Here is a 21,264-nt window from a genome sequence, read left to right as displayed (position 1 = left end):
CCCGGCCTCCGCCAGGACCGTCGCGAGGCGCACGCCGGTCCATTCGGCGCAGCTGACGAGGCCGACGAGGTCCGACGCCGTCTTGCCCTTGATCGCCTCGAAGCCCGGGTTGCCCGAGCATTCGAGAAAGTAGATGTGCGACTCCGACGGGAAGCGGCGGATGTCGTCCATCGTCAGGATGAGCGGCGTCTCGACGAGTCCGTGGATCATCAGCCGGTGCTGGGCGGGATCGATGTCCGGAATGCCGCCGTGGTGGCGCTCGTAGAACAGGCCGTTGGGCGTCAGGATGCCGTCGAGATCCTGCAGCGGCGTGCGGCTCGACGCCGAGATGTACTGCTTCAGACCCTTCGGGACGTTGCGGATGACGCCCTCCTCGAAGCGCGAGGGCCGGCCGTAGGTCTGGCTGCCGACATCGGCGCCCGGGACCTTCATCCATTCGGGCACGGCCGGAGGCGCCGCCTCGTCCGATCGGGCCGGCCCGCCCGCGAGGACGGCCGCGGCCGCCGCCGCGCCTTGTGCGAGGAAGCGGCGCCGCGCCGGCGGCGATTCGTCGTCCTGGCTCATCGCATGGCACTCCGCCTCGCCCCGCCCGCCGGGGCAGGCCCAGAGTCTCACGCAACGGCGCCCCCTCCTAGTCCCGTCGGAACGGCGCCCGGCGCGCGGTCCGGGGACGGACGCGCGCGACGAGATCGTCGACGGCTCCGAGCAGGGCCGCCGGCACGATGTGGAGGCCGTCAGCGCGAACCCGTCTCGTGGTGCGCCCGCAGGCGTCGCAGGGCCTCGAGATCGAAGACCTCGTCCGCGCGCCCGTAGCCGCCATCCACGACCTCGTCGACCAAGACCATGGTGTGCGGGCGCGCGGCCTCCCCGAAGAAGGAGACCAGCAGATCCGTCGTGCGGTGGATCAGATCCGCCTTCTGCGGACCGGTCATCATGCCCTGCGGGATCTTGAAATTGGCGAACGGCATCGATCGTCTCCAGGCTGAACTGATGAAACACGGGTCGCGCCCGCGCGCGGCGACGCGGATCTCCGCGCGCACCTCATTCCTGCGCCGCGCGGGCCGCGCGAGCGGCCTCGTTCAGGGTCGCGACGGCCGCGTCGAAGCGGTGCTCGGCCTCGGCGTTGCGCTGGAAGGCGACGCGCTGCACCAGGATCTCGGCCGGCGTCGGCTGCTGCTGGAACAGGGCCATCACCTCGTCGATGAAGTCGGCCAGCGGTAGGTAGCCCGCACGGGTGGCCTGGCCGGGCGTGAGATCCGTCTGGACCGCCGGCGGCACCAGCTCGATCACCTCGACCCGGCCCTTGAGGACCTCGCGCAGCGAGACCGTGTAGCTGTGGATCGCCGCCTTCGTCGCCGAGTAGGTCGGTGTGGTCGTCAGGGGCACGAAGGCCAGCCCGGACGACACGTTGATCAGCGCCGCGTCCGGCCGTGTGACCAGATGCGCGACGAGGGCATCCGTCAGACGGATCGGGCCGAGCAGGTTGGTGGTGATCGTCGCCTCCGCGTCGGAGAGGTCGCGCGCCTGATCCAGCGCCTCGAAGCGCATGATGCCGGCGTTGTTGATCACCACGTTCAGGGCCGGGTGCTCGGCCGTGACGCGCCGGGCGAACGCCGCGATGTCTCCGGCATCCGCGATGTCGAGGGGCATCGCGTGCAGGCCCGGGCGGCCGGCCGTGACCCGTTCCAGCGCCTCCACGCGGCGACCGGCGACGATGACGGTGTTGCCGAGGTCGTGGAAGCGATGGGCGAGCGCGGCTCCGATCCCGGACCCGCCGCCCGTGATGAGGATCGTGTTGCCGGAGGTTTTCATGATGGCGACCCCGTTGTTGTCGCCGCAGAGAGTATGGTTGACACTCTCCGCCCTGAAGTAGGCACCGAAAAGATTTGTACGCACCGAAAGGAGAGTGTCGAATGCGCAGGGCTGCCCCGGATCCCGCGATCGAGGCGAAGCGGCGCGGGCCACCCCCGCAGGACGTCGATCCGGCGATCGAGGCCCTGGTGAACGACATCATCGGCCAAGTGGCCGACAAGTGGACCATGCTGATCCTCGAGGCCCTGGAGGAGCACGGCACCCTCCGGTTCACGCAGCTCGGCCGGGCCGTGGGCCGGATCAGCCAGAAGATGCTGACGCAGACCGTCCGCCAGATGGAGCGGGACGGTCTCGTCCGGCGGACGGTGCATCCGGTGATCCCGCCGCGCGTGGACTACACGCTGACGCCGCTGGGCCGGAGCCTGGGCGCCGCGTTCTGCGGCGTGTGGATCTGGGCCGAGACGCACCACGCCGAGATCGAGCGGGCCCGGCGGGCGTTCGCAGCGGCGGCCGAAGCTCCGGATCTTCCCGCCGACGCCGAGGCACCGTGAGGACGGAGGGCTTCCCGATCGCGGTCTGGCCGCGGAGGACGGAGGGGCGTGCGGCCCTGGCGGGCTCGCCCGCGCGAGGCTGCCCCGCGCCTATTAACTGTCGAGCGGAAGAGCGATGTCGTCCTTTTCCAATGGTCTCGCCAAGCTTGGCGTTTCAGTCTAGCGTCTAGACTGAATTCGGCGGCAAGGCGGGCGCATCATGCAATCCACCCCTCCGTACGGTGAGCCGCCGCTCCCGATCAGTTCCGACGCGATCGCCGACGGCCCGAAGGTCCCCGGCGCGGCGCGGCGCCGTTCCGTGGTCGCGGGCGCCATCGGCAACACGCTCGAATGGTACGATTTCGCCACCTACGGGTACTTCAGTGCCGTCATCGGCCGGAACTTCTTCCCGTCCGACAGCCCCACGACGTCGCTGCTCTCGGCCTTCGCGGTGTTCGCCGCCGCCTTCTTCATGCGCCCGATCGGCGGCATCGTGTTCGGCCACATCGGCGACCGCTACGGCCGGAAGACGGCACTCCTGCTGTCGGCGGGCCTCATGGCCGTCTCGACCTTCCTGATGGGCTGCCTGCCCACCTACGCGTCGGCCGGACTCCTCGCGCCCGTCCTGCTCGTGGTGCTGCGGCTCGGCCAGGGTCTCTCCGTCGGCGGCGAGTACACCTCCTCGGCCATCTTCCTGTCCGAGACCGCAGCACCGGCGCGCCGCGGCCTGACCGGCAGCCTCGCCTGCATCGGGGCCGCCGGGGGGATCCTGCTCGGCTCCATTGCCGGGACGCTCGTCACCGGCCTGCTCACGCCGGAAGACGTGCACCAGTGGGGCTGGCGCCTGCCGTTCCTCTTCGGGATCGTGCTCGGCGTCTTCATCTTCGCTCTGCGTCGCCATATCGACGACGATCACGTCGAGACCGTGTTTCGCGAAGATCGGGCACCGACGGACCAGCGCTCACCGCTGCGCACGGCCGTCGAGATCGACGGCTCCGCCATGCTGCGCGCCTTCGCGATGAATCTCGGCCTGGCGTGCGGCTTCTACGTGGTGTTCGTCTACCTCGTGACGTTCATGCACACCGTGTCGGGCCTGCCGCAACACACGGCGTTTCTCATCAACTCGCTCGCCATGGTGGTTCAAGCCGTGTGCATCCCGATCGCCGGAGCCCTGTCCGACCGCTTCGGGCGCAAGCGTATTCTGGTCCTGACCGGGGCGGGCCTGACAATCCTGTCGTGGCCGCTCTTCATGCTGCTGACCACCGGCGACACGCTTCTGATCGTCCTGAGCCAGGTCGCGTTCGCGATCCTGATCGCCGGCAACGCCGCCGTCGTGCCGACGGCGTTCGTCGAGATGTTCCAGCACCGCTCGCGCTGCACGGCCCTGGCGATCAGCTTCAACGCCTCGATGGCGCTGGTCGGGGGCACCGCCCCGATGGCCGCGACGTGGATCGTCCACCACCTGGCCTGGCCCACGGGGCCGGGCCTCTACGTCGCCGTGCTGTCGGCCATCTCGCTCGCCGCAGTCCTCACGATGCGCGATCGGACCGGAGAATCGCTCGCGTGAGAGGATCGGCGCGCGGGGGCGACACGCGGAGGCCGAAGTCACGTTGCGGCTCCCACCGAGCCGACGCCTCCATCGATCGTCGCTCGTCTCGACGGTGCCGGGCGTCAGATCGGCGGCGATCCGGGCGGCGCGGTCAATAGGTCACCCTCACTAGTGGAAGCCGAGAGCGGCTCAGCTAAAATCGACTGAGGGAGACAGAAGAGAGCCTGTCCAGCAATGATCAGGTGAGCACTGCGGAGATCTCTTCTTGCCCGACGCGGTCATCGCCATGACCGGCAGACGGGCATCGGCGCTCCCGAGGGACCTGGAGCATGGGATTCGACGTGACACGACCTCTCTGGCGCTCAGTTTCATCCCGCCTCGTCGTCGTGTCCTTCTCAGTCCTGATGATCGCGCCGGCGGCGCGGGCGGCCAGCACTCTGGAGGCGGCTCTCCGCGCGGTGCCGGATTCCGTCCTGGCGACGCCTGACCCGATGCCGATCGTCTTCATGGACGTCCAGGCGCTGTCCAGGGCCGCCGGCGGTGCGCTGAGCGACGCCGGCCTGCGGCGCATGGCCTTCGCGCAGAGCATCCGCCCGCTGAACGCCCTCAGCTACGGCGGCGCGCAGACATGGACCGAGAAGGCCGGCATCCCGTTCGAGGACATCTCGTATTTCGCGGCCTTCGGCCAGCCTCCGGCGCGCGTGAGTTACTGGGGTCTGGCGACGAAGGCGGCAGCCGACACTCTGGTCGCCAAGCTGAAGGACAGGAACTTCCGGCCGGTCTCGACCGCGCCGCGCATTCTCGCCAACGGTGAGCCGCGCGCCCTGAATCTCAGGGCCCGGCAGCCGACCGATCCCTGGTCCGGCCCGATGGGCGAGACCAGCGCGATCCTGGCGATCGATCGCGTCGTCGCGCAGGCGTCCGCGGCCGCAGATCTGGAGACACGCGTCGGGGTCGGTCGGAGCGCGGCGGATCACGAGGCGGTCGCCACAGCGCTGACGGGTCTGGCCGCCGCGGATGAGCGCGACCCGGGCGCGATCCTTCAAGCGGCCGTCGTGACGCCGCTGATGGGGATCACCCCCGACGATCCTGCCGCCCTCCTGTCGGCGACGACCGATCTGGCCGCGCAGAGGAAGGCGATCGAGGATCAGCGCGAGCGCGGACGGGACGGCGTCCCGGCTTATGCCGGCGGTATCGTGGCGGACTATCAAGGCAAGAACGGACCGGCCCTGCTCGTATCCCTCGCCTATCCCGATTGCCGGACGGCCGACAGGGCCGTCTCCGCGTTGAAGGCGCGTTGGCGAGCCGGCATGGCCCCTGCGGCCTCCGTCGACGGCCGCTCGGTCGAGAGCCCGCAGCGCGGCTGTGCCGCCGTCCTCCGCGTTGATCGTGCCGCGGGTGCGAACACCCCGTTCGGAGAGTTCCTCGGGACCTCCCTGCAGCGCGGCTTCAATGTCCTGCAGATCGGGTCGCAGCGATGACCGGGCTCCGACGCGCCGGTCGGGAGCGCGACCGTCCCGGCCGGCGCGGTCGAGGCGCGGTCGAGACGCGGCTTTCCTAGGCCTCGGCCGCTCTGGGCGCGGCCGGGTCGCCGGTCGCTCCGAGTTCGGCGGCGAACTTGCCGAAGAACTCGTCGGCGAGCTTGCGCGCGGTCGCCTGCATGAGCCGGCCGCCCAGCGTCGCGATCTTGCCGCCGACCTCGGCCTTGGCGGTGTAAGTCAGGAGCGTCTCGCCGCCCTCCGCCGCGAGGCTGACGGCGGCGCGGCCCTTGGCGAAGCCCGCCATGCCGCCGTTGCCCTGGCCGACGAGGCTGTAGCCCTCGGGAGGGCGCATGTCCTCCAGGCGGACCGTGCCCGCGAAGGTCGCCGAGACCGGCCCGACCTTGAGGGCGACCTTGGCCGTCATCTCCTCCGGGGAGGCCTGCACCAGCTCCTTGCAGCCGGGGATGCAGCGGGCCAGCACCTCCGGATCGTTCAGCGCCGCCCAGACGGCCTCCCGCGCGACCGGGATCCGATACGCGCCAGCGATGTCCATCCTGGTCTCCTCCTGACACTGCGCCGCCCACCGGCCGGTGCGGGCGCTCAGACCGCGCAGTAGCGCGCCTGGATCTCGGGATCGTCCCGCAGCGCGGCCGCGGGGGCGTGGTAGACGACGGCGCCGCCGTCGACGATGTAGACGCGGTCGGACACGTCGAGGGCGAGCTCGACGTTCTGCTCCACGAGCAGGATCGTGGTGCCGGCCCGCTTCATCGCGACGAACTGCGCGAACATCTCCTCGACCAGGATCGGCATGATCCCCTCCGAGGGCTCGTCGAGGAGCACCATCACGGGCTCGGCCATGAGCGCCCGGGCGATGGCGAGCATCTGCTGCTCGCCGCCCGACATCGTGACCGCCTCCTGCTTCAGGCGCTGCTTCAGCCGCGGGAAGGTCTCGGCGATGACCTCGATCCGCCGCGCCTCGTCGCGGCGCGTCGCGTGCGCGCCCCGTCCTGCCCCCCGGGCGGCCAGGATGCCGAGGCGCAGGTTCTCCTCCACGGTCAGCCCCGGCACGATGCGCCGCTCCTCCGGCACGTAGGCGAGGCCCCGGTGGAAGCGCTCGTGGGGCGGCCGGTGGAGGATGTCGGCGCCCGCGAAGGTCACGCGCCCCTCGCGCTTCGCCACGAGGCCCATGATCGCTTTCAGGGTGGTGGTCTTGCCGGCGCCGTTGCGGCCGACCAGCGTGACGATCTCGCCGGGGCGCACCTCCAGCGAGAGGCCCTGCAGGATGTGGGAGTGGCCGTACCACGCCCGCAGGTCCTCGACCGCCAGGAGCGGCTGCGTGACGGCGGCGCTCATGCGGTCGTGCCCGTGATCTTGCCCGCCGTGTTGCCCAGGTAGACGCGGCGCACCTCCGGATGCGCCCGGATGTCGTCGGGGCTGCCCTCGGCCAGGAGCTGGCCCTGGTGGAGGACGACGAGGCGCCGGCACAGGCCCATGACGAGCTTCATCTTGTGCTCGACGAGGATCAGCGTCCGGGTCTCGGCGAGGCGCTGCACGAGGTCCATCATCTCGCGCGTCTCCTCGGGACTCATCCCGGCGGTCGGCTCGTCGAGGAGGAGGAGGCTCGGCTCGGCGGCCAGCGCCACCGCGATCTCCAGGGCGCGCTGCTCGCCGTGGGCGAGTTCGCGCGCGAGGCGGTCCATCCGGGCGCCGAGCCCGACCTCGCCGAGGAGTTCCTCGGCCCGTTCCGCCAGCTCGGGATAGGCCGCGCGGTCCCGGAAGAACGCGAAGCGGACCCGCCGGGCCTGGGCAGCCACCCGCACGTTCTCGCGCACCGTGAGGTGCGGGAAGACGTTGGTGATCTGGAACGACTTGGCGATGCCCATCCGGGCGAAGGCGTGCGGGGCCGCGCCGGTGATGTCGCGCCCGCGGAACAGCACGCGGCCCTCGCTCGGCGGGAAGGCGCCCGAGATCAGGTTGAAGAAGGTCGACTTGCCCGCCCCGTTCGGCCCGATGATCGCCGTGATGCCGCCCTCCGGGAACGCGACGGTCACGTCGGACAGGGCGCGGAAATGCCCGAACCGCTTGCCGAGCCCCTCCGTGGCGAGGATCGGCGGCGCCGTACTCGGAGCCTTTGCCGGCGCGGCGGCGACGCTCACCATCCGGCCCTCCTCAGGCGCGCCAGCACCTCGCCCCAGATGCCGAGCGGCAGGAACAGCACGAAGGCGATGAAGACGGCGCCGACGAAGAGCTGCCAGTGGCTCGTCACGGTGGCGAGCCCGTCCTGCAGGAGCGCGAAGGTCGCGGCGCCGACGAAGGGCCCGAAGAACGTCCCCATGCCGCCGAGCAGCGCCATCATCACGGCCTGGCCGGAGGTCGAATAGTGCATCGTCTCGATCGGCACGATCGAGAGGTGGATCGCCTGGAGACCGCCCGCGAGGCCGCACAGGGCCCCGGAGATCACGAAGGCCGCGAGCTTCATGCGGCGCACGTCGTAGCCGCAGGCCTGCGCCCGGCCCTCGTTCTCGCGGATCGCCTCGAGGGCGGCCCCGAAGGGCGACGACAGGAGGCGCGAGAACAGCCAGACCGCGACGCCGACCACCGCCAGCGCGGCGTAGTACTTCACCACCGGGTCGAGGAGATTGAGGCTGAAGCCCGGCAGGGCGAGCGCGGGCACGTTGATGCCGCGCAGGCCGTTCTCGCCGCCGGTGAAGGCCTCCGCCTGGTAGAAGGCGTAGTAGACGCACATCGACAGCGCCAGGGTCGTCATCGCGAAGTAGATGCCGCGGGTGCGGATCGCCAGCACGCCCATGACGGCGGCGATGAGTGTCGCGAGCAGCGTGCCGGCGACGAGCGCCAGGGCCGGGTGCAGCCCGTAATGGACGATGGCGATGCCGCAGCCGTAGGCGCCGCCGCCCAGGAAGGCGGCGTGGCCGAAGGACAGGAGCCCGGTATAGCCGAACAGCAGGTTGAACCCGAGGGCGTAGAGCCCGAGCACCAGGATGTTCACGGCGAGGGCCTGGTAGGGCGCGATCCAGGGGAACACGAGGAGGAAGGCGAGCGTCAGGGCGACGCGGTGCCGGCCGCACCACGCCAGCCGGCGGCCGGTCCGGCCGGAGCCCGGCCGGGCCGCCGGCAAGGTAGCCGGAAGGGCGCCTCCCTTCGTGACGGCGGAGGCGGGGGCGCGGGCGCTCATCCGAGGGCTCCGGCCCGGCCGAGGAGGCCCCGGGGCCGCACGAGCAGCACCAGGGCCATGAGGGCGAAGATCGCCATCTTGGTCATGTCGGGGGCGACGAGCGACGTCATCGCCACCACGATGCCGACGATCAGCCCGGCGAGCACGGCCCCGGCCAGCGAGCCCATGCCGCCCACCACCGTGACCACGAAGGCCTCGGCGAGCACCGGGACCCCCATCTCGGGCGTGACGCCCTGCAGGGGCGCGGCGAGGATGCCGGCGAGCCCGGCGAGCGCGCAGCCCAGGGCGAAGACCGCGAGCCAGACCTTGGTGATCTCGATGCCGAGCACCTGCACGATCTGCGGGTCGCGGGCGCCGGCCCGGATCACGAGGCCGAAGGGCGTGCGCTCGATGAACAGCCACAGGGCGCCCACCACCGCCAGCGCGAAGCCGATCAGGAACAGGCGGTAGAGGGGGAAGTAGCCGATGCCGATGTCGACCGCGCCGCGCAGCTCGGGCGGCGCCCCGAAGGGCAGGCCCGTCAGCCCGAAGGCGATGCGCACGCTCTCGACCATCACGTACGACAGGCCGAAGGTGAGGAGCAGCGGGTCGTCGATGCCGCGCCCGTAGAGGGGGCGCACGAGCACGCGCTCCACGGCGAGCCCGAGGAGCCCCATCGCCAGCGGCGCCGCGACGAGACTGAGCCAGAAGCTGCCGGTGAAGCCGTACAGGAAGACGCCGACATAGGCGCCGACCATGAAGAACGCGCCGTGGGCGAAGTTGACGACGTTCATGAGCCCGAAGATCAGCGACAGGCCGATGCCGACGAGCACGTAGATCGCTCCCAGCGCGATGCCGGTCACGAGCTGGAGGGCGAGGAGATCGAGGGGGAAGCCGCCGATCGTGATGGCGCTCAAGGCCGCGCCCTCCCGCGGGTTCGCACGGAGCGCCTCACGCCTTGTGCCCGAGTTCGTCGCAGCCGCGCAGGAAGCGCTCGTCGGGCCCCTCCGTGCCGAGGATCGTGAAGACGTCGTCCGGCGTCTTCATGTCCTTCGACTTCGCCTCGACGATCAGGACCGACTGCACCGACTGGTGGTCGCATTTCCGGAAGCTCTGCGGACCCTTGTAGAAGTCGGCCTTCAGGGCCTCCATGGCGGCCACGACCTTCTCGGTCTCGACCGACCCGGCGGCCTTAACGCCCTCCAGCACCGAGCGGACGCCGGCATAGCCCAGCGCCCCGTAATCCGACGGGACGGCGCCGTTGTAGGCGGCGCGGAACCGGTCGTTGAACGCCTTGGCGGAGGGCACGCTGTCCTCCAGGCGCCAGTAGTAGGAGGTGCCGCCGATCACGCCGTCGAAGGCGTCGCCGCCGGCCTTGCGGGCGGTGAAGAGCAGGACCGGCGCGACGAGCTTGGTGGTGCGCTTCAGGCCGAACTCGGTCGCCTGCTGGATCGAGACGACCTGGTCCCGGCCGAAATTGCACAGGCAGAGCACGTCGGGCTTGAGCGCGGCGATCCGGGGCAGGAAGGCCGAGTAGTCGGAGGCGCCGATCGGGTGGCGGATGTCGGCCACGACCTCGATGCCCGAGGCCTCGCCGGCGCGCTTGAACCCGCGCATCATCTCGTGGCCGTACGCGTAGTCGGCGCTGAGGAAGGCGACGCGCTTGCCCGATTTCGGGAAGACGTAGCGGCCGACCGCGCCCGCGGTCATGTGCGGGTTCAGGGCCTCGTGGAAGGTGGTGCGGCCGAAATCCTTGGCCTCGTTGATCGCGTCGGACTGGCTGATCGAGTTGTAGATCACGCCGCGCTCGCGGGCGACGTTGTTGATCGACAGGGTCACGGCCGCCGAGAGGCCGCCGACCAGGAAGTTGACCTTGTCCTTCTCGATCAGCTCGAGGGTCCGGGTCGCCGCCTCGCCGGGGTTGAGCTTGTCGTCGCGCACGAGGAGCTCGGCCGTGCGGCCCTGGAAGCCGCCGGCCTCGTTGAACGCCTTGACGGCGAGCTGAGCGGCGCGGACCTGGTCGTTCGCCTCGGCCCCGAAGGCGCCGGTGAGCGGCACCGGGAAGCCGATCCGGATCGGGCCTCCGGTCGAACCGCCTTGCGCGATCGCGGAGCGCAGGAGCGCCGGGGCGGCGAGCGCCAGCGCGGATGCGGCGGCGCTGCCCTGGAGCAGCCGGCGCCTGTCGAAGCCCGTTCCCATTCCCGTCCCTCCGTCGGCGTTTCCTGATCGGGACCGGTCTCTTCGGCGGACCGTGCCCCGTGATGGTCGATGTGTCCTGACCCGAAAGGGTCATCCGTCCTCGCGAGCGCAGCGAAGCGATCCGGGGATCCGCCACGTTCGGCAGCGTCCCGCTGCCCTGGGTTGCTTCGCTGCGCTCGCAAGGACGGGGAAGCCCGCAGCCGGTTTCAGATCAGTCCCAGCGCCTCCAGCACGACCTCGGGCGTCACCGGCTGGCGCGCGACACGGGCGTTCAGCGGCGCGAGCGCGTCGTTGATGGCGTTGACGACCGCCGCCGGCGCGCCGGCGGTGCCGGCCTCGCCCGCGCCCTTGGCGCCGATCTCGGACGACGCGGTGGCCGAGACCACGTGGGCGACGTCGATATCGGGCATCTCGCCGGCCATCGGCACGAGGTAGTCGGCCATCGACCCGTTCAGCAGCTGGCCCTCGCCGTCGTAGAGGCAGTGCTCGAACAGGGCCCCGCCGATCCCCTGGACGATGCCGCCGCGGATCTGCTCGTCGACGAGGAGCGGGTTGAGCACGGTGCCGCAATCCTCGACGCACCAGTGCTTGAGCAGCCGCACGAAGCCCGTCTCGGTGTCGACCTCGACGTAGGAGGCCTGCACGCCGTTGGTGAAGGCGAAGGGGTAGTCCTTGGGCACGTAGTGCCGGGTCGCCACGAACTCGGGCTGCACCCCCGGCGGCAGCGTGTCGGGGCGGAAGTAGACGATGCGGCCGAGCTCCGCGAGCGGCATGCGCTCGGTCCCGGTGCCTGCGTCCACCACGGCGCCGTCGCGGACGTCGAGGCTTTCCGGATCGGCCTGCAGGATCGCGCCCGCCACCGCCAGGACGTTGCCGCGCAGCGCCTTGCCGGCCTGCCACGCGGCCTCGCCGCCGATGCCGGCCCCGCGCGAGGCCCAGGTCCCGCCGCCGTAGGGCGTCGCCTGCGTGTCGCCGGAGATCACCCGGACCTTGTCCATCGGCACGCCCGTGGCGGTGGCCACGATCTGCGCGATGATGCCCTCGGTGCCCTGGCCCTGCTCGGTGACGCTGACCGACGCGACGACACCCCCCTGCGGATCGAGCCGGATCGTGCAGCCGTCCTGGGAGGAGATGCGCGCGCCGCCGACCCCGTAGAAGGCGGCCGACGGGTTGGTGATCTCGATGAAGGCCGCGAGCCCGATGCCGCGGTGGATCCCCCGCCGGCGCAGGTCCGCCTGCTCGGCCCGGAGGCCGTCGTAGTCCATCATCGCCTTGAGCTTGGCGAGCGCCGCCTGGTGGGACAGCTTTTCCAGCTTGATTCCCGAGACGCCCGCGCAGGGATAGGCGTCGTCCGGGATGACGTTGCGCTCGCGCACGGCCAGGGGGTCGAGGCCGAGCCGGGCGGCGCCGAGATCGACGAGCCCCTCGGCGACCATCGTGGCGATCGGGTGGCCCACCGCCCGGTACTGGCAGGTCGGCGCCTTGTTCTGGAGCACGACCCGGGCCCGGGCCCGGTAGTGCCGGTGCCGGTAGGGGCCGCCGGTCAGGTTGACGACCTGGTTGGCCTCGACCGCGCTGGTGCGCGGGTAGACCGAGTAGGGCCCGATGCCCGTGAGGTCGTCCATGTCGAGGGCGAGGATGTCGCCCTCGGCCGAGAAGGCCATCCGGGCGGTGACCCGGTGGTCGCGGGCATGGATGTCGCTCTGGAAGCTCTCCAGCCGGTCGGCGACGAACTTGACCGGGCGCTTGAGCATCAGCGCCAGCGCGCAGGTCGCCATCTCGTCGGGGTAGATGTGGACCTTGATCCCGAAGGACCCGCCGACATCCTTGCAGATCACCCGCACCGCCCCCTCGGGGAGGGCGAGGTGCTTGCACAGGATGTCCTGCATCATGTGCGGCGCCTGGAAGGAGTGGTGGACGGTGAGCATCCCGTCCGCCGCCGCCCAGTCGGCCAGGATCGCCCGCGGCTCCAGGCACACGCCCGTGTGCCGGCCGAACTGGAAGGTCTCCTCGACCACCAGGGCCGCGTCGCGGAAGGCCGCGTCGACGTCGCCGACGTCGAGGACGCGCTCGAAGGCGAGGTTGTCGCCGAATTCGGCGTGGATCGCGGGCGTCGCGGGATCGAGCGCCGTCTCCATGTCGACGACGGCGGGGAGCGGGTCGAACTCGACCGTGATCGCCGCGAGCGCGTCCTCGGCCTCGGCCCGGCCGTGCGCGACGACCGCGCAGAACGGCTCGCCGACCCAGGTCACCCGGTCGAGGGCCAGGGCGTGCTGGGCCGCCGAGCGCAGGCCCTTGAAGTGGCCGAGCACGCCGACCCACGGCGTGCACACGGCCGCCAGTTCGGGCCCCGTCACCACGGCGATCACGCCGGGCATCGTTTTGGCGTCCGCGGTGTCCAGGGCGACGATGCGGGCGTGGGCGTGGGGGCTGCGCAGGAAGGCGACGTGGCCGAGGCGGGCGACGGCCACGTCGTCCACGTAGACGCCCCGTCCCTCGAGCAGGCGCCGCGCGTTCGGCCGCGGGACCGAGCGGCCGATATAGCTGTTCGGCCGGTCGAGGAAGGTGAGGCCGCCCGGATCCGCGCTCATTCGGCGGCCTCCAGGCCGGCATCCCTGCCGGCATCCCGGCGACCTTGCCCGCGCGCCTCGGCGGTCGCCGCGATGGCGTCGACGATGGCGTGGTAGCCGGTGCAGCGGCAGTAATTGCCCGCGATCGCCGCGCGGATCGCCTCGCGCGAGGTGGCCGCGTCCGCGTCGTCCAGGAGCTCGGCGGCCGTCACCAGCATGCCGGGGGTACAGTAGCCGCATTGCAGGGCGTTGCGGGCGTGGAAGGCGTCCTGCAGGTCGCGGATGCGCCCGCTCTCCGTCAGCCCCTCCACGGTCTCGACGGTGGCGCCGTCGGCCTGCACGCCGAGCATCAGGCAGGCGCGCACCGCCCGGCCGTCGACCAGGATCGTGCAGGCGCCGCACACGCCGTGCTCGCAGCCGAGATGCACGCCGGTGAGGCCGAAGGACTGGCGCAGCAGGTCGCCGAGATGCATCCGGGCCGGGACATGCGCCCGCACGGCCTCGCCGTTCAGCGTGAAGGCGACCGCGTGCGCGCGGTCCGGGCTCTCAGACGCCATCGGGGCCGCCCTCCTGCGCGCTGCCGCCGCGCATCCGGGCCGCCACGCGGCCGAGGATCACGCGGGCGAGGTGGAGCCGCGTCGCGGCCTTGGTCGTCGGGTCGTCCGGCGGGTCGAGCTCACCGGCGAGCGCCGCCTGGGCGCCCGCGAGGTCGCCGGCCTCCAGGGCCGCCGCGGCGGCGCGGGCGAGCACCGGCCGGTCGGCGACGCCGAAGAAGGCGAGGCGCAGGTCCGACAGGCCGCCCGCGGATCGCCGCCCGGTCGCCGCGAGGCCGACGAGGGCGTAGTCGCCGTGGCGGCGCGACAACTCCTCGAAGCCCCAGACCGCGTCGGCCCCCGGAACCGGGAACTCGATCGCCGTGACGATCTCGCCGGGCTCCAGGGCCGTCGTGTAGAGGCCCTGGAAGAAATCGTCCGCCAGGACGCGCCGCTCGGCCCCGGGCCCGCGCACCACGATCGAGGCGCCCGCGGCGAGGCAGCAGGCGGGCCACTCGGTGGCCGGGTCGGCCAGCGCCACCGAGCCGCCGATCGTGCCGCGGTTGCGGATCGCCGGATGGGCGATGTGGGGCAGGGCGGCGGCGAGCAGCGGCAGGCGCTCGCGCACGAGTGCCGCGGTCCCGACATCGCGGTGACGCGTCATCGCGCCGATCCGAACAATGCCGCCGGCCTCGCCGCCGGCCTCCGAGACACCGGTGAGTTCGGGGATCGCGTTGAGGTCGACCAGCAGGCCGGGCGCCGAGAGCCGCATGTTGAGGGCCGTGACGAGGCTCTGGCCGCCCGCCAGCGGAACGGCGTCCTCCCCGTGCTCAGCGAGCAGGGCCAGCGCCGCGTCGAGCGAGGCCGGACGCGCGTAGGCGAAGTCGGGCGCCTTCAAGCCCTTGTCCTCCTCCCGATGGGCTTGCCCATGACCGCCCCGATGGGACAGGCTGGAGGCCCTTATTGATCGTTCGCTCAATAGAAGGCGAAACCGAGATGGCGTCAAGCAGGCCGGCGGACAGTGACGGTCGGGTGCCGACCGGCCGGCGGCTGACGCCGGAGGCCCGCGAGCGCCAGATCGTCGAGGGCGCGGTCGCCTACTTCGCCGAGGTCGGCCTCGACGGGCACACCCGGGAGCTCGCCCGCCGGCTGGGCATCACGCAGCCGCTGCTGTTCCGCTACTTCCCGACCAAGGCGGCGCTGATCGAGCGCATCTACGAGGAGGTCTATCTCAGGCGCTGGGATCCCGGCTGGGAGGCGACGGTGCGCGACACCGCGCTCCCCGTCCTTGAGCGCTTCCGGCGCTTCGAGATCGACTACCAGCGCCGGATCGACGACTACGCGTGGCTGCGGATCTTCGTGTCGGCCGGCCTCAAGGGGTTCGATCTGCCGAGCCGCTACCTCGGCATGGTCCGCGCGCGCATCTTCGCGCCGCTGCTCGCCGGGATGCGCGCCGAGTCGAACCTGCCGGACCCGGAGGTTCAGCCGCTCGCCGCGGACGAGTTCGAGCTCCTGTTCGGCATCCACGGCGCGCTGGTCTACGTCGGCCTGCGCTCGCGGGTCTACGGCATGGACGGCACGGCGGACCGCGACGCGGTCCGGGCCGCCATGCTCGACGCCGCGCTTCCGGGGCTGCTCGCCACCCACCGCCGGGTGGTGACGGCGGCGCGGTCGTCCGACGCGCTGTAGGGCCATCCCGGGATCCCCGGATCACGGGAGGCGCCGGTCCGGCCCGCCCGCGTCACCGGAGCGGGCCGCCGCGGCGATGACTTTCGCGGGAACTGCGTTAGCCTCGCGGGCCGGAGGAACGCCATGACCCAGGGAACGGAACCGGCGGCGCTGCCGCCCCACTTGGCACAGGAATACGCGGCGGCGCGGGACAACGGCTGCGTCGGCACCCGGCTGCTCTCGGAGGATGACCGCTCCCGGGTCTGGACCATCGTCCTGGCGCCCGGCGCGCGGATCGGCTTCCACACGCACGTGCTCGACTATTTCTGGACCGCGGTGACGGCGGGGCGGGCCCGCTCGCATTACGGCGACGGGCGGGTCGCGGAGGTCGATTACCGCGCGGGCGACATCCAGCACCTGTCGTTCGGGCCGGGCGAGTCGATGACCCACGACCTCGCCAATATCGGCGACACGGAGCTGATCTTCACCACCGTCGAGTTCCTGGACAGCGCGAACCCGCCCCTCGCGCTCCCGGCCGCCGTGCGCGCGGAGGCGACCCGCCGCGCGGCCTAAGCGCGGGGGATATCGGGCGGCACCGCCGTCCCGGCCATCACCGCCTCGGGGCTGCGGAACCGCTCCGCCGCCGCCCGCTCGGCCGCGCCGCGCTGCTGCGCCTGCAGGTACGCGCCGAGATCGCGTCCCCGCGCCACGACGGCCGCGCCGTAGGCGCGTCGGCGCGCCTCGAAGGCCGTGAGCGCCGCGTCCACGTCGGCGCCGGCCGCGTCCAGGGCGTCCGCGAGGGCGGCGGCGTCCTCCATGGCCTTGGTTGCGCCCATCCCGACATGGGGCCGGGCCACGAAGGCGGCGTCGCCGATCAGCGCGACGCCGCGGTCCGGGATCATGGTCGGCGTCTCGATGTCCAGGATCGCCTGCAGGAACGGCTGCTCGGCGCGCAGCATGACCTCGGCGAAGGGGGGCGCCAGGATCCGCGCCGCGTCGGCGCGCATCGCCTCCAGCACCGCGGCCTTGATGCGGCCCGGCGGGATGGAGAGGGCGTGGCGGACGCCGCCGGTATCGGTCAGCAGCGCGGCGAGCGCGGCCTCCTCGGTCGGCCTGTACCAGACCGCGTTGAAGCACAGCCCGGCGGCCTCGTCCGCGCGCCCGGGCACGGGATAGCCGAGGATCTGCTCGCCCGGAGGCAGGCAGAACGCGAAATGGCCGCCGATCGCCTCCCGGGTCGCCGGCGCGAGGGCCGCCGCGTCGACGACGGCGCGCCACGCCACGTAGCCGGCGTAGCGCGGCGCGACACCGCTCAGGAACCGGGACCGCACCGTCGAGAACTGCCCGTCGGCGCCGACGAGGAGATCCGCGGAGATCCGGCGGCCGTCCTCGAAGAAGGCGACGACGCGCGCGCCGTCGGATTCGACCGCGGCGAGCGCCGCGCCGTAGCGGACGCTGTCCGGGGGCACGGCGTCCAGGAGAAGGCCGTAGAGCCGTCCCCAGCTCGCCAGCACCTGCGGCAGGCTCCGCTCCGCGATCACGGTCCCGTCCCGGTCGAGGACCCGGCGGCCCTCGACGGTGACGCCGAGATCGCCCGCCCCGGCCGGAGCACCGCAGCGCGCCAGCACCGCCCGGAGGCCGGGATGCGTGACGATCCCCGCCCCGCGGCCCGTGAGCGCGGCCGCCGACCGCTCGAACACCGTGACGGCGTGGCCGCTCCGCGCGAGCAGGCACGCCGTGGTCAGTCCGGCGATCGAGCCGCCGATGACGGCCACGTCCAGTCGCTTCATGCAGCCCTCGAACCGGGACGGCGGTCCCGACCGCGCCCAGCATGGACGCGCCCGGCCGGCCGGCCAAGATCGAAATCGCCGCGGGGCGCCGCGCTAGACCGGCCGCACCAGCCGGTCGAGCCGCATCCGGGTGATCGCGCCGATCTCCTCCAGGGCCGTCGCCTCCTCGTCCGCGACCGCGCGCGCGAGGCGCTCCTCGAACAGCGCGCGGATCTCGCGCAGGTCCCGGCCGCGCACGGCGACGATGAACGGGAAGTTGAACCGGTGCCGGTAGGCGGCGTTCAGCCGGTCGAACGCCGCCGCGTCCGCCTCCGTCAGCCGGTCGAGGCCGGCGCTGCCCTGCTCCTGCGCGGAATCGGCGGTCATCGCCCGGGCCCGGGCTTCCGGGCCGGCGAGTTCGGGATGGCCGTTGAGGAAGGCCAGGCGCACGTCCGGCGGCGCCGCGCGCACGGCCGCCATCATCGCCCCGTGGAGAGCGGCGAGGTCGGCGAAGGGCGCCCCGCCGTGGGCGGCCCGGGCGACCCAGGGCGCGTGCTCGAAGACGCCGCCGAGATACGCGACGAAGGCGTCGCGCTCGAGGGCGTTGAGGCGGTCGAGGTCGATCATGCCGCTCAGCTTCCGCGGTAGGTGGTGAAGCTCGACGGGGCGCACAGCATCGGCACGTGGTAGTGCTGCTTGGCGTCGGCGACGGCGAACCGCACGACCGGGTTGTCGATGAAGATGTCGGCCTCCGCGGTGCCGGCCCGGCCCTGGAAATAAGGGTCGACGAAGAATTCCAGCTGGTACTGGCCGGTCTCGGCCTTGTCGGCCGGGAGGATCGGCGCGTCGGTCCGGCCGTCGGCGTTGGTGACGACGCTCTTCACGAGCCGCCACTGGCCGTTCTCGAGGACGGAGAAGTCGATCCGGACCCCCGCGACGGGGCGGCCGCGATCGGTGTCGAGGACGTGTGTGGTGATGCCCGCCATGCCGGGTCTCCTTGTCGCGTCGGGGATCGGACGGGTCAGCTGCCGCGGTAGTAGGAATAGCCCCAGGGCGTGAACAGCACCGGCAGGTGGTGGCGCTGGCTCGCGTCGCGGATCCGGAACCGGATCGGCACGAGGCCGAGGAAGTTCGGGGTCGGGAGCTTCACGCCCAGGTTCGCGAAATACGCCTCGACGTGCAGCACCAGCTCGTAGCGGCCCGCCTTGAAAGCCTCGTCGACCAGGAGCGGCTCGGCGGTCCGGCCGTTCGGCGCGGTGGTGACCGTCCGGATCGGACGGTAGCCGGTGCCGTCGTGCATCGCGAGGTCGCAGACCATCCCGGCACCGGGCGTGCCGTGGAAATTGTCGATGGCGTGCAGGGTCAGCCGCGGCGAGAGGCCGGCCTGCGACACGGGCGCGGTGTTCAGCGTGCCGGGCTTGGTCGGGGAACCGGCCGGAGCATTGGCCGGAGCCGCCGCCGGAGCGGGCGTGCCCTGGGCCAGCGCCGGGCCCGCGGAGACCGCGGCCGCGGCGCCGAGCCCCGTCGCGACGAGGCCGCGCCGCGTCAGAGCGTGTCGTTCGGGTCCGTGTTCCAAGAAAGCCTCCCTCTCGTGCTGCGGTTCACGCCGGCTCGTGCGCCGCGCGGGCCCGGGCGCGCCGACCCATCTCCGGCGTCGCCGGCGGGACGAAGGCCAGGATCAGGACGAGCGCCGCGGCCTCGACGGCGGCGACCAGCCAGAGGCCGGTCGCGACCGAGCCGGTCTGCTCGCGCAGGTAACCCATCGCCGCCGGCGCTCCGAAGCCCGCGAGATTGGCCACCGAGTTGATGAGCGCGATGCCGGCCGCGGCCGCCGACCCGGCGAGGAAGCGGCCGGGGATCTGCCAGAAGACCGGGATCGCGCTCATCGTGCCGACGATCGCCACCCCGAGCATGAGCAGCGCGAGGACCGGCGCGCCCGCGATGAAGACGCCGGTGAGCGCGATGGCCAGTGCCCCGACGAAGGCCGGGACCCCGCAATGCAGCCGCGCCTCGCCGGTCCGGTCCGAGTGGCGGCCGTTCAGGATCATCCCGGCGCCGCCGCAGAGATAGGCCGCCGACATGATCCAGCCGACCGTCAGCGGGTCGGTGAAGCCGGCGTCGCGCACCACGCTCGGGCCGAAGAAGGTCAGGGCCGAGTTCGCCGTGACGATGCAGAAGAAGATCGCGATGCACTGCCAGACGCGCGCGTCCTTCAGCGAGGCGAGGATGCGGTGCTCGCGGTGGCCGAGGGCCGCAGCGTCGCGCGCGAGGTCGGCCTCGACCAGCGCCTTCTGCTCCGCCGTCAGCCAGCCGGCCTTGGCGGGCCGGTCCGTGAGGTAGAACAGCGTGACGATCCCGGCCAGGATCGACGGGATACCCTCGAGCAGGAACACCCACTGCCAGCCGGACCAGCCGTTGACGCCGTGCATCCCCGACATGATCGCGCCCGCGAGCGGCCCCCCGATGACGCCGGCCAGCGCCGAGGCCGACATGAACAGCCCGAACACCTTGGCCCGGCGCTCGCTCGGATACCAGTAGGTCAGGTACAAGATGACCCCTGGATAGAATCCGGCCTCGAAGACACCGAGCAGGAAGCGCAGGACGTAGAAGAACGCCGGCGTGGTCACGAACATCATCGCCACGCAGCAGAGCCCCCACAGCAGGGTGATCCGCGCGATCGTCTTCCGGGCGCCGATATGCTCCAGCAGCAGGTTGCTCGGCACCTCGCACAGGAAGTAGCCGATGAAGAAGATCCCCGCGCCGATGCCGTAGACGGTCTCGCTGAACCGGAGCTCGGCCAGCATCTGCAGCTTGGCGAAGCCGATGTTGACCCGGTCGATCCAGGACAGGATCCACAGGACCATCAGGAATGGCAGCAGCCGCCACGTGATCCGGCGGTAGGCGTCGTCCAGGCGCGCGGGCGCCGCGAGGGCCGGCATGTCGGTCGCGTGGTGCGCCTGGATCGTCATGGCTGGCCCCACAGGGTTGCCCCATCCGGAACGGGGCGTTGGAATTCCGAGCGATGCAGGACGGCTGCCAGTCTCGCGCCGGCGGCCGCCCGCCCCGTCTCAGCCGATGGCTTCGCGCGGCGCGAGCAGCGTCGCGAGGGCGTGGCCGAGGCCGACATTGTCCGCGGCGACGGCGGGCGGGCGCCGGTAGGGCGCGGCCGCGGCGGCGACGACCGCCTTCACCCCCGACGTGACCGAGCACAGGACCGGGACCGGCACGTGCGGCTGCAGGCGGGCCGCGAGGCCGACCAGGGCGGCGCCGCCGAGGATCACCGCCTCGGCGCGATCCTCCTCGGCGCAGGCCCGGCAGGCGGCCGCGAGGTCGGACAGCGCCGCCTCCGGGTCCTTGGCGATCTCGCTGCCGGTGCGCGCGATCGTTCGGATGCCCGCGAGGCCGTCACCGACGCCGAGGCTCGCGACGCACTCGCGGAGCATGGGCTTCCACAGGGCCCCGCCGGTCACGATGGCGTAGCGCCCGGCGACCCGCTGGGCCTCGCGGCACGACGCTTCGAGCATCCCCACCACCGGGACCGGTGAGACCTCGCGCAGGGCCAGCAGCCCGGGATCGCCGAAGCAGGCGAGGAAGACCGCGTCGCAGTCCCGGCCGTGCTCCGCGAAGGCGTCGAGGGCGGCGTGGCCGGCGATGGCCAGGGCCGCCCGGCTGGCGATGTAGGCGGCGCCGAACCGCGCCGTGGCCGGGACGAAGGTCGCAGTCGCGCCCGCCATCGTCCCGACCTGCCCGGCCAGGAGGTCGGTCACAGACGTGCTGGTGTTCGGATTGAGCAGCAGGATCCGCATGGCGCCCTCGGGTGGCGGGAGCCGGCCGGATGGCCGGGCAGAGGCCCGCACGCAGCCGGCCGGGGATGGGGAGGTCGGGGGGCCCGGCGGCGCGGGTCAGGCCGCGCCGCCGGGCCGTTCGTGTCTCCGATCCGGACCGGGGCGGGTCCAGGTCCGGACCGGGGCGGGTCCAGGT

General features: G+C 72.3%; 23 protein-coding genes. 5 read left to right on the top strand and 18 right to left on the bottom strand.

What is annotated here, in order from left to right; all coding sequences use genetic code 11:
• From BLW78_RS23600 to BLW78_RS23590, 3 genes are all read right to left on the bottom strand, one after another.
• Positions 1-564: molybdopterin-dependent oxidoreductase (locus tag BLW78_RS23600; protein WP_170855226.1), on the bottom strand; the 564-nt coding region annotated here is incomplete at its 3' end.
• A 170-nt stretch (positions 565-734) separates the two neighbouring features.
• On the bottom strand, positions 735-968 hold the full coding sequence (locus BLW78_RS23595) for a tautomerase family protein (protein ID WP_020094429.1): 234 nt from the start codon (positions 966-968) through the stop codon (positions 735-737).
• A gap of 73 nt (positions 969-1,041) precedes the next feature.
• Entirely contained in the window at positions 1,042-1,812 is a 771-nt protein-coding gene (locus BLW78_RS23590; RefSeq protein WP_056532323.1) for an SDR family oxidoreductase, read from the bottom strand.
• A gap of 101 nt (positions 1,813-1,913) precedes the next feature.
• Between BLW78_RS23590 and BLW78_RS23585 the strand changes: the two genes are divergently transcribed.
• The 3 genes from BLW78_RS23585 to BLW78_RS23575 all read left to right on the top strand — a co-directional run bounded on the left by BLW78_RS23585 (position 1,914) and on the right by BLW78_RS23575 (position 5,372).
• Positions 1,914-2,363: a winged helix-turn-helix transcriptional regulator gene (locus BLW78_RS23585; RefSeq protein WP_020094431.1), complete on the top strand. Its 450-nt coding sequence runs from the start codon at positions 1,914-1,916 to the stop codon at positions 2,361-2,363.
• A 199-nt stretch (positions 2,364-2,562) separates the two neighbouring features.
• The gene (locus BLW78_RS23580; protein WP_056532321.1) at positions 2,563-3,909 is read left to right on the top strand and encodes an MFS transporter; all 1,347 of its coding nucleotides are present in this window, start codon (positions 2,563-2,565) and stop codon (positions 3,907-3,909) included.
• Positions 3,910-4,232: 323 nt separating this feature from the next.
• The gene (locus BLW78_RS23575; RefSeq protein ID WP_244527036.1) at positions 4,233-5,372 is read left to right on the top strand and encodes a hypothetical protein; all 1,140 of its coding nucleotides are present in this window, start codon (positions 4,233-4,235) and stop codon (positions 5,370-5,372) included.
• Between the two features lie 76 nt (positions 5,373-5,448).
• Here the strand turns inward: BLW78_RS23575 and BLW78_RS23570 are convergent, their stop codons facing one another.
• From BLW78_RS23570 to BLW78_RS23530, 9 genes are all read right to left on the bottom strand, one after another.
• A complete protein-coding gene (locus BLW78_RS23570) occupies positions 5,449-5,925 on the bottom strand; it encodes an SRPBCC family protein (protein ID WP_020094434.1) in 477 nt (158 codons plus the stop codon).
• Between the two features lie 47 nt (positions 5,926-5,972).
• Positions 5,973-6,725: an ABC transporter ATP-binding protein gene (locus BLW78_RS23565; protein ID WP_091682441.1), complete on the bottom strand. Its 753-nt coding sequence runs from the start codon at positions 6,723-6,725 to the stop codon at positions 5,973-5,975.
• Positions 6,722-7,531: an ABC transporter ATP-binding protein gene (locus BLW78_RS23560; RefSeq protein ID WP_056527148.1), complete on the bottom strand. Its 810-nt coding sequence runs from the start codon at positions 7,529-7,531 to the stop codon at positions 6,722-6,724. Before BLW78_RS23560 ends, BLW78_RS23565 begins: the two co-directional genes overlap by 4 nt.
• Positions 7,525-8,565, bottom strand: coding sequence for a branched-chain amino acid ABC transporter permease (locus BLW78_RS23555; RefSeq protein ID WP_056527145.1), 1,041 nt, complete (start codon positions 8,563-8,565; stop codon positions 7,525-7,527). Before BLW78_RS23555 ends, BLW78_RS23560 begins: the two co-directional genes overlap by 7 nt.
• Entirely contained in the window at positions 8,562-9,461 is a 900-nt protein-coding gene (locus BLW78_RS23550; RefSeq protein WP_056527142.1) for a branched-chain amino acid ABC transporter permease, read from the bottom strand. The genes BLW78_RS23555 and BLW78_RS23550 overlap by 4 nt, the downstream gene beginning before the upstream one ends.
• 34 nt (positions 9,462-9,495) lie before the next feature.
• On the bottom strand, positions 9,496-10,743 hold the full coding sequence (locus BLW78_RS23545) for an ABC transporter substrate-binding protein (protein ID WP_056527136.1): 1,248 nt from the start codon (positions 10,741-10,743) through the stop codon (positions 9,496-9,498).
• A gap of 206 nt (positions 10,744-10,949) precedes the next feature.
• Positions 10,950-13,334, bottom strand: a complete 2,385-nt coding sequence (locus BLW78_RS23540; RefSeq protein WP_091682438.1) for a xanthine dehydrogenase family protein molybdopterin-binding subunit — start codon at positions 13,332-13,334, stop codon at positions 10,950-10,952.
• Positions 13,331-13,870, bottom strand: a complete 540-nt coding sequence (locus BLW78_RS23535) for a (2Fe-2S)-binding protein (protein WP_056527126.1) — start codon at positions 13,868-13,870, stop codon at positions 13,331-13,333. Before BLW78_RS23535 ends, BLW78_RS23540 begins: the two co-directional genes overlap by 4 nt.
• Positions 13,860-14,744: an FAD binding domain-containing protein gene (locus BLW78_RS23530; RefSeq protein ID WP_056527123.1), complete on the bottom strand. Its 885-nt coding sequence runs from the start codon at positions 14,742-14,744 to the stop codon at positions 13,860-13,862. Before BLW78_RS23530 ends, BLW78_RS23535 begins: the two co-directional genes overlap by 11 nt.
• A gap of 98 nt (positions 14,745-14,842) precedes the next feature.
• Between BLW78_RS23530 and BLW78_RS23525 the strand changes: the two genes are divergently transcribed.
• On the top strand, positions 14,843-15,535 hold the full coding sequence (locus BLW78_RS23525) for a TetR/AcrR family transcriptional regulator (protein ID WP_056527120.1): 693 nt from the start codon (positions 14,843-14,845) through the stop codon (positions 15,533-15,535).
• A gap of 123 nt (positions 15,536-15,658) precedes the next feature.
• The gene (locus BLW78_RS23520; RefSeq protein WP_020094444.1) at positions 15,659-16,087 is read left to right on the top strand and encodes a cupin domain-containing protein; all 429 of its coding nucleotides are present in this window, start codon (positions 15,659-15,661) and stop codon (positions 16,085-16,087) included.
• On the opposite strand, the gene BLW78_RS23515 is transcribed toward BLW78_RS23520, so the two are convergent.
• The 6 genes from BLW78_RS23515 to BLW78_RS23490 form a co-directional block, all read right to left on the bottom strand.
• Complete coding sequence (locus tag BLW78_RS23515) at positions 16,084-17,304, bottom strand: FAD binding domain-containing protein (protein ID WP_056527118.1); 1,221 nt, start codon at positions 17,302-17,304, stop codon at positions 16,084-16,086. The genes BLW78_RS23520 and BLW78_RS23515 overlap by 4 nt on opposite strands.
• A 93-nt stretch (positions 17,305-17,397) precedes the next feature.
• The gene (uraD, locus tag BLW78_RS23510; RefSeq protein WP_056527116.1) at positions 17,398-17,910 is read right to left on the bottom strand and encodes a 2-oxo-4-hydroxy-4-carboxy-5-ureidoimidazoline decarboxylase; all 513 of its coding nucleotides are present in this window, start codon (positions 17,908-17,910) and stop codon (positions 17,398-17,400) included.
• 5 nt (positions 17,911-17,915) lie between these two features.
• Positions 17,916-18,269: a hydroxyisourate hydrolase gene (gene uraH / locus BLW78_RS23505; RefSeq protein WP_056527114.1), complete on the bottom strand. Its 354-nt coding sequence runs from the start codon at positions 18,267-18,269 to the stop codon at positions 17,916-17,918.
• A gap of 35 nt (positions 18,270-18,304) precedes the next feature.
• Entirely contained in the window at positions 18,305-18,859 is a 555-nt protein-coding gene (uraH, locus tag BLW78_RS23500; RefSeq protein WP_056527111.1) for a hydroxyisourate hydrolase, read from the bottom strand.
• Between the two features lie 25 nt (positions 18,860-18,884).
• Positions 18,885-20,252 (bottom strand): MFS transporter, encoded by a 1,368-nt coding sequence (locus BLW78_RS23495; RefSeq protein WP_091682436.1) that lies wholly within the window; start codon positions 20,250-20,252, stop codon positions 18,885-18,887.
• A 99-nt stretch (positions 20,253-20,351) separates the two neighbouring features.
• Positions 20,352-21,089 (bottom strand): aspartate/glutamate racemase family protein, encoded by a 738-nt coding sequence (locus tag BLW78_RS23490; protein WP_091682433.1) that lies wholly within the window; start codon positions 21,087-21,089, stop codon positions 20,352-20,354.
• Between the last annotated feature and the right edge of the window lie 175 nt (positions 21,090-21,264).

The sequence above is a fragment of the Methylobacterium sp. 275MFSha3.1 genome (assembly GCF_900108435.1).
GTDB lineage: Bacteria > Pseudomonadota > Alphaproteobacteria > Rhizobiales > Beijerinckiaceae > Methylobacterium.
This window is presented reverse-complemented; position numbering and strand designations above follow the sequence as displayed.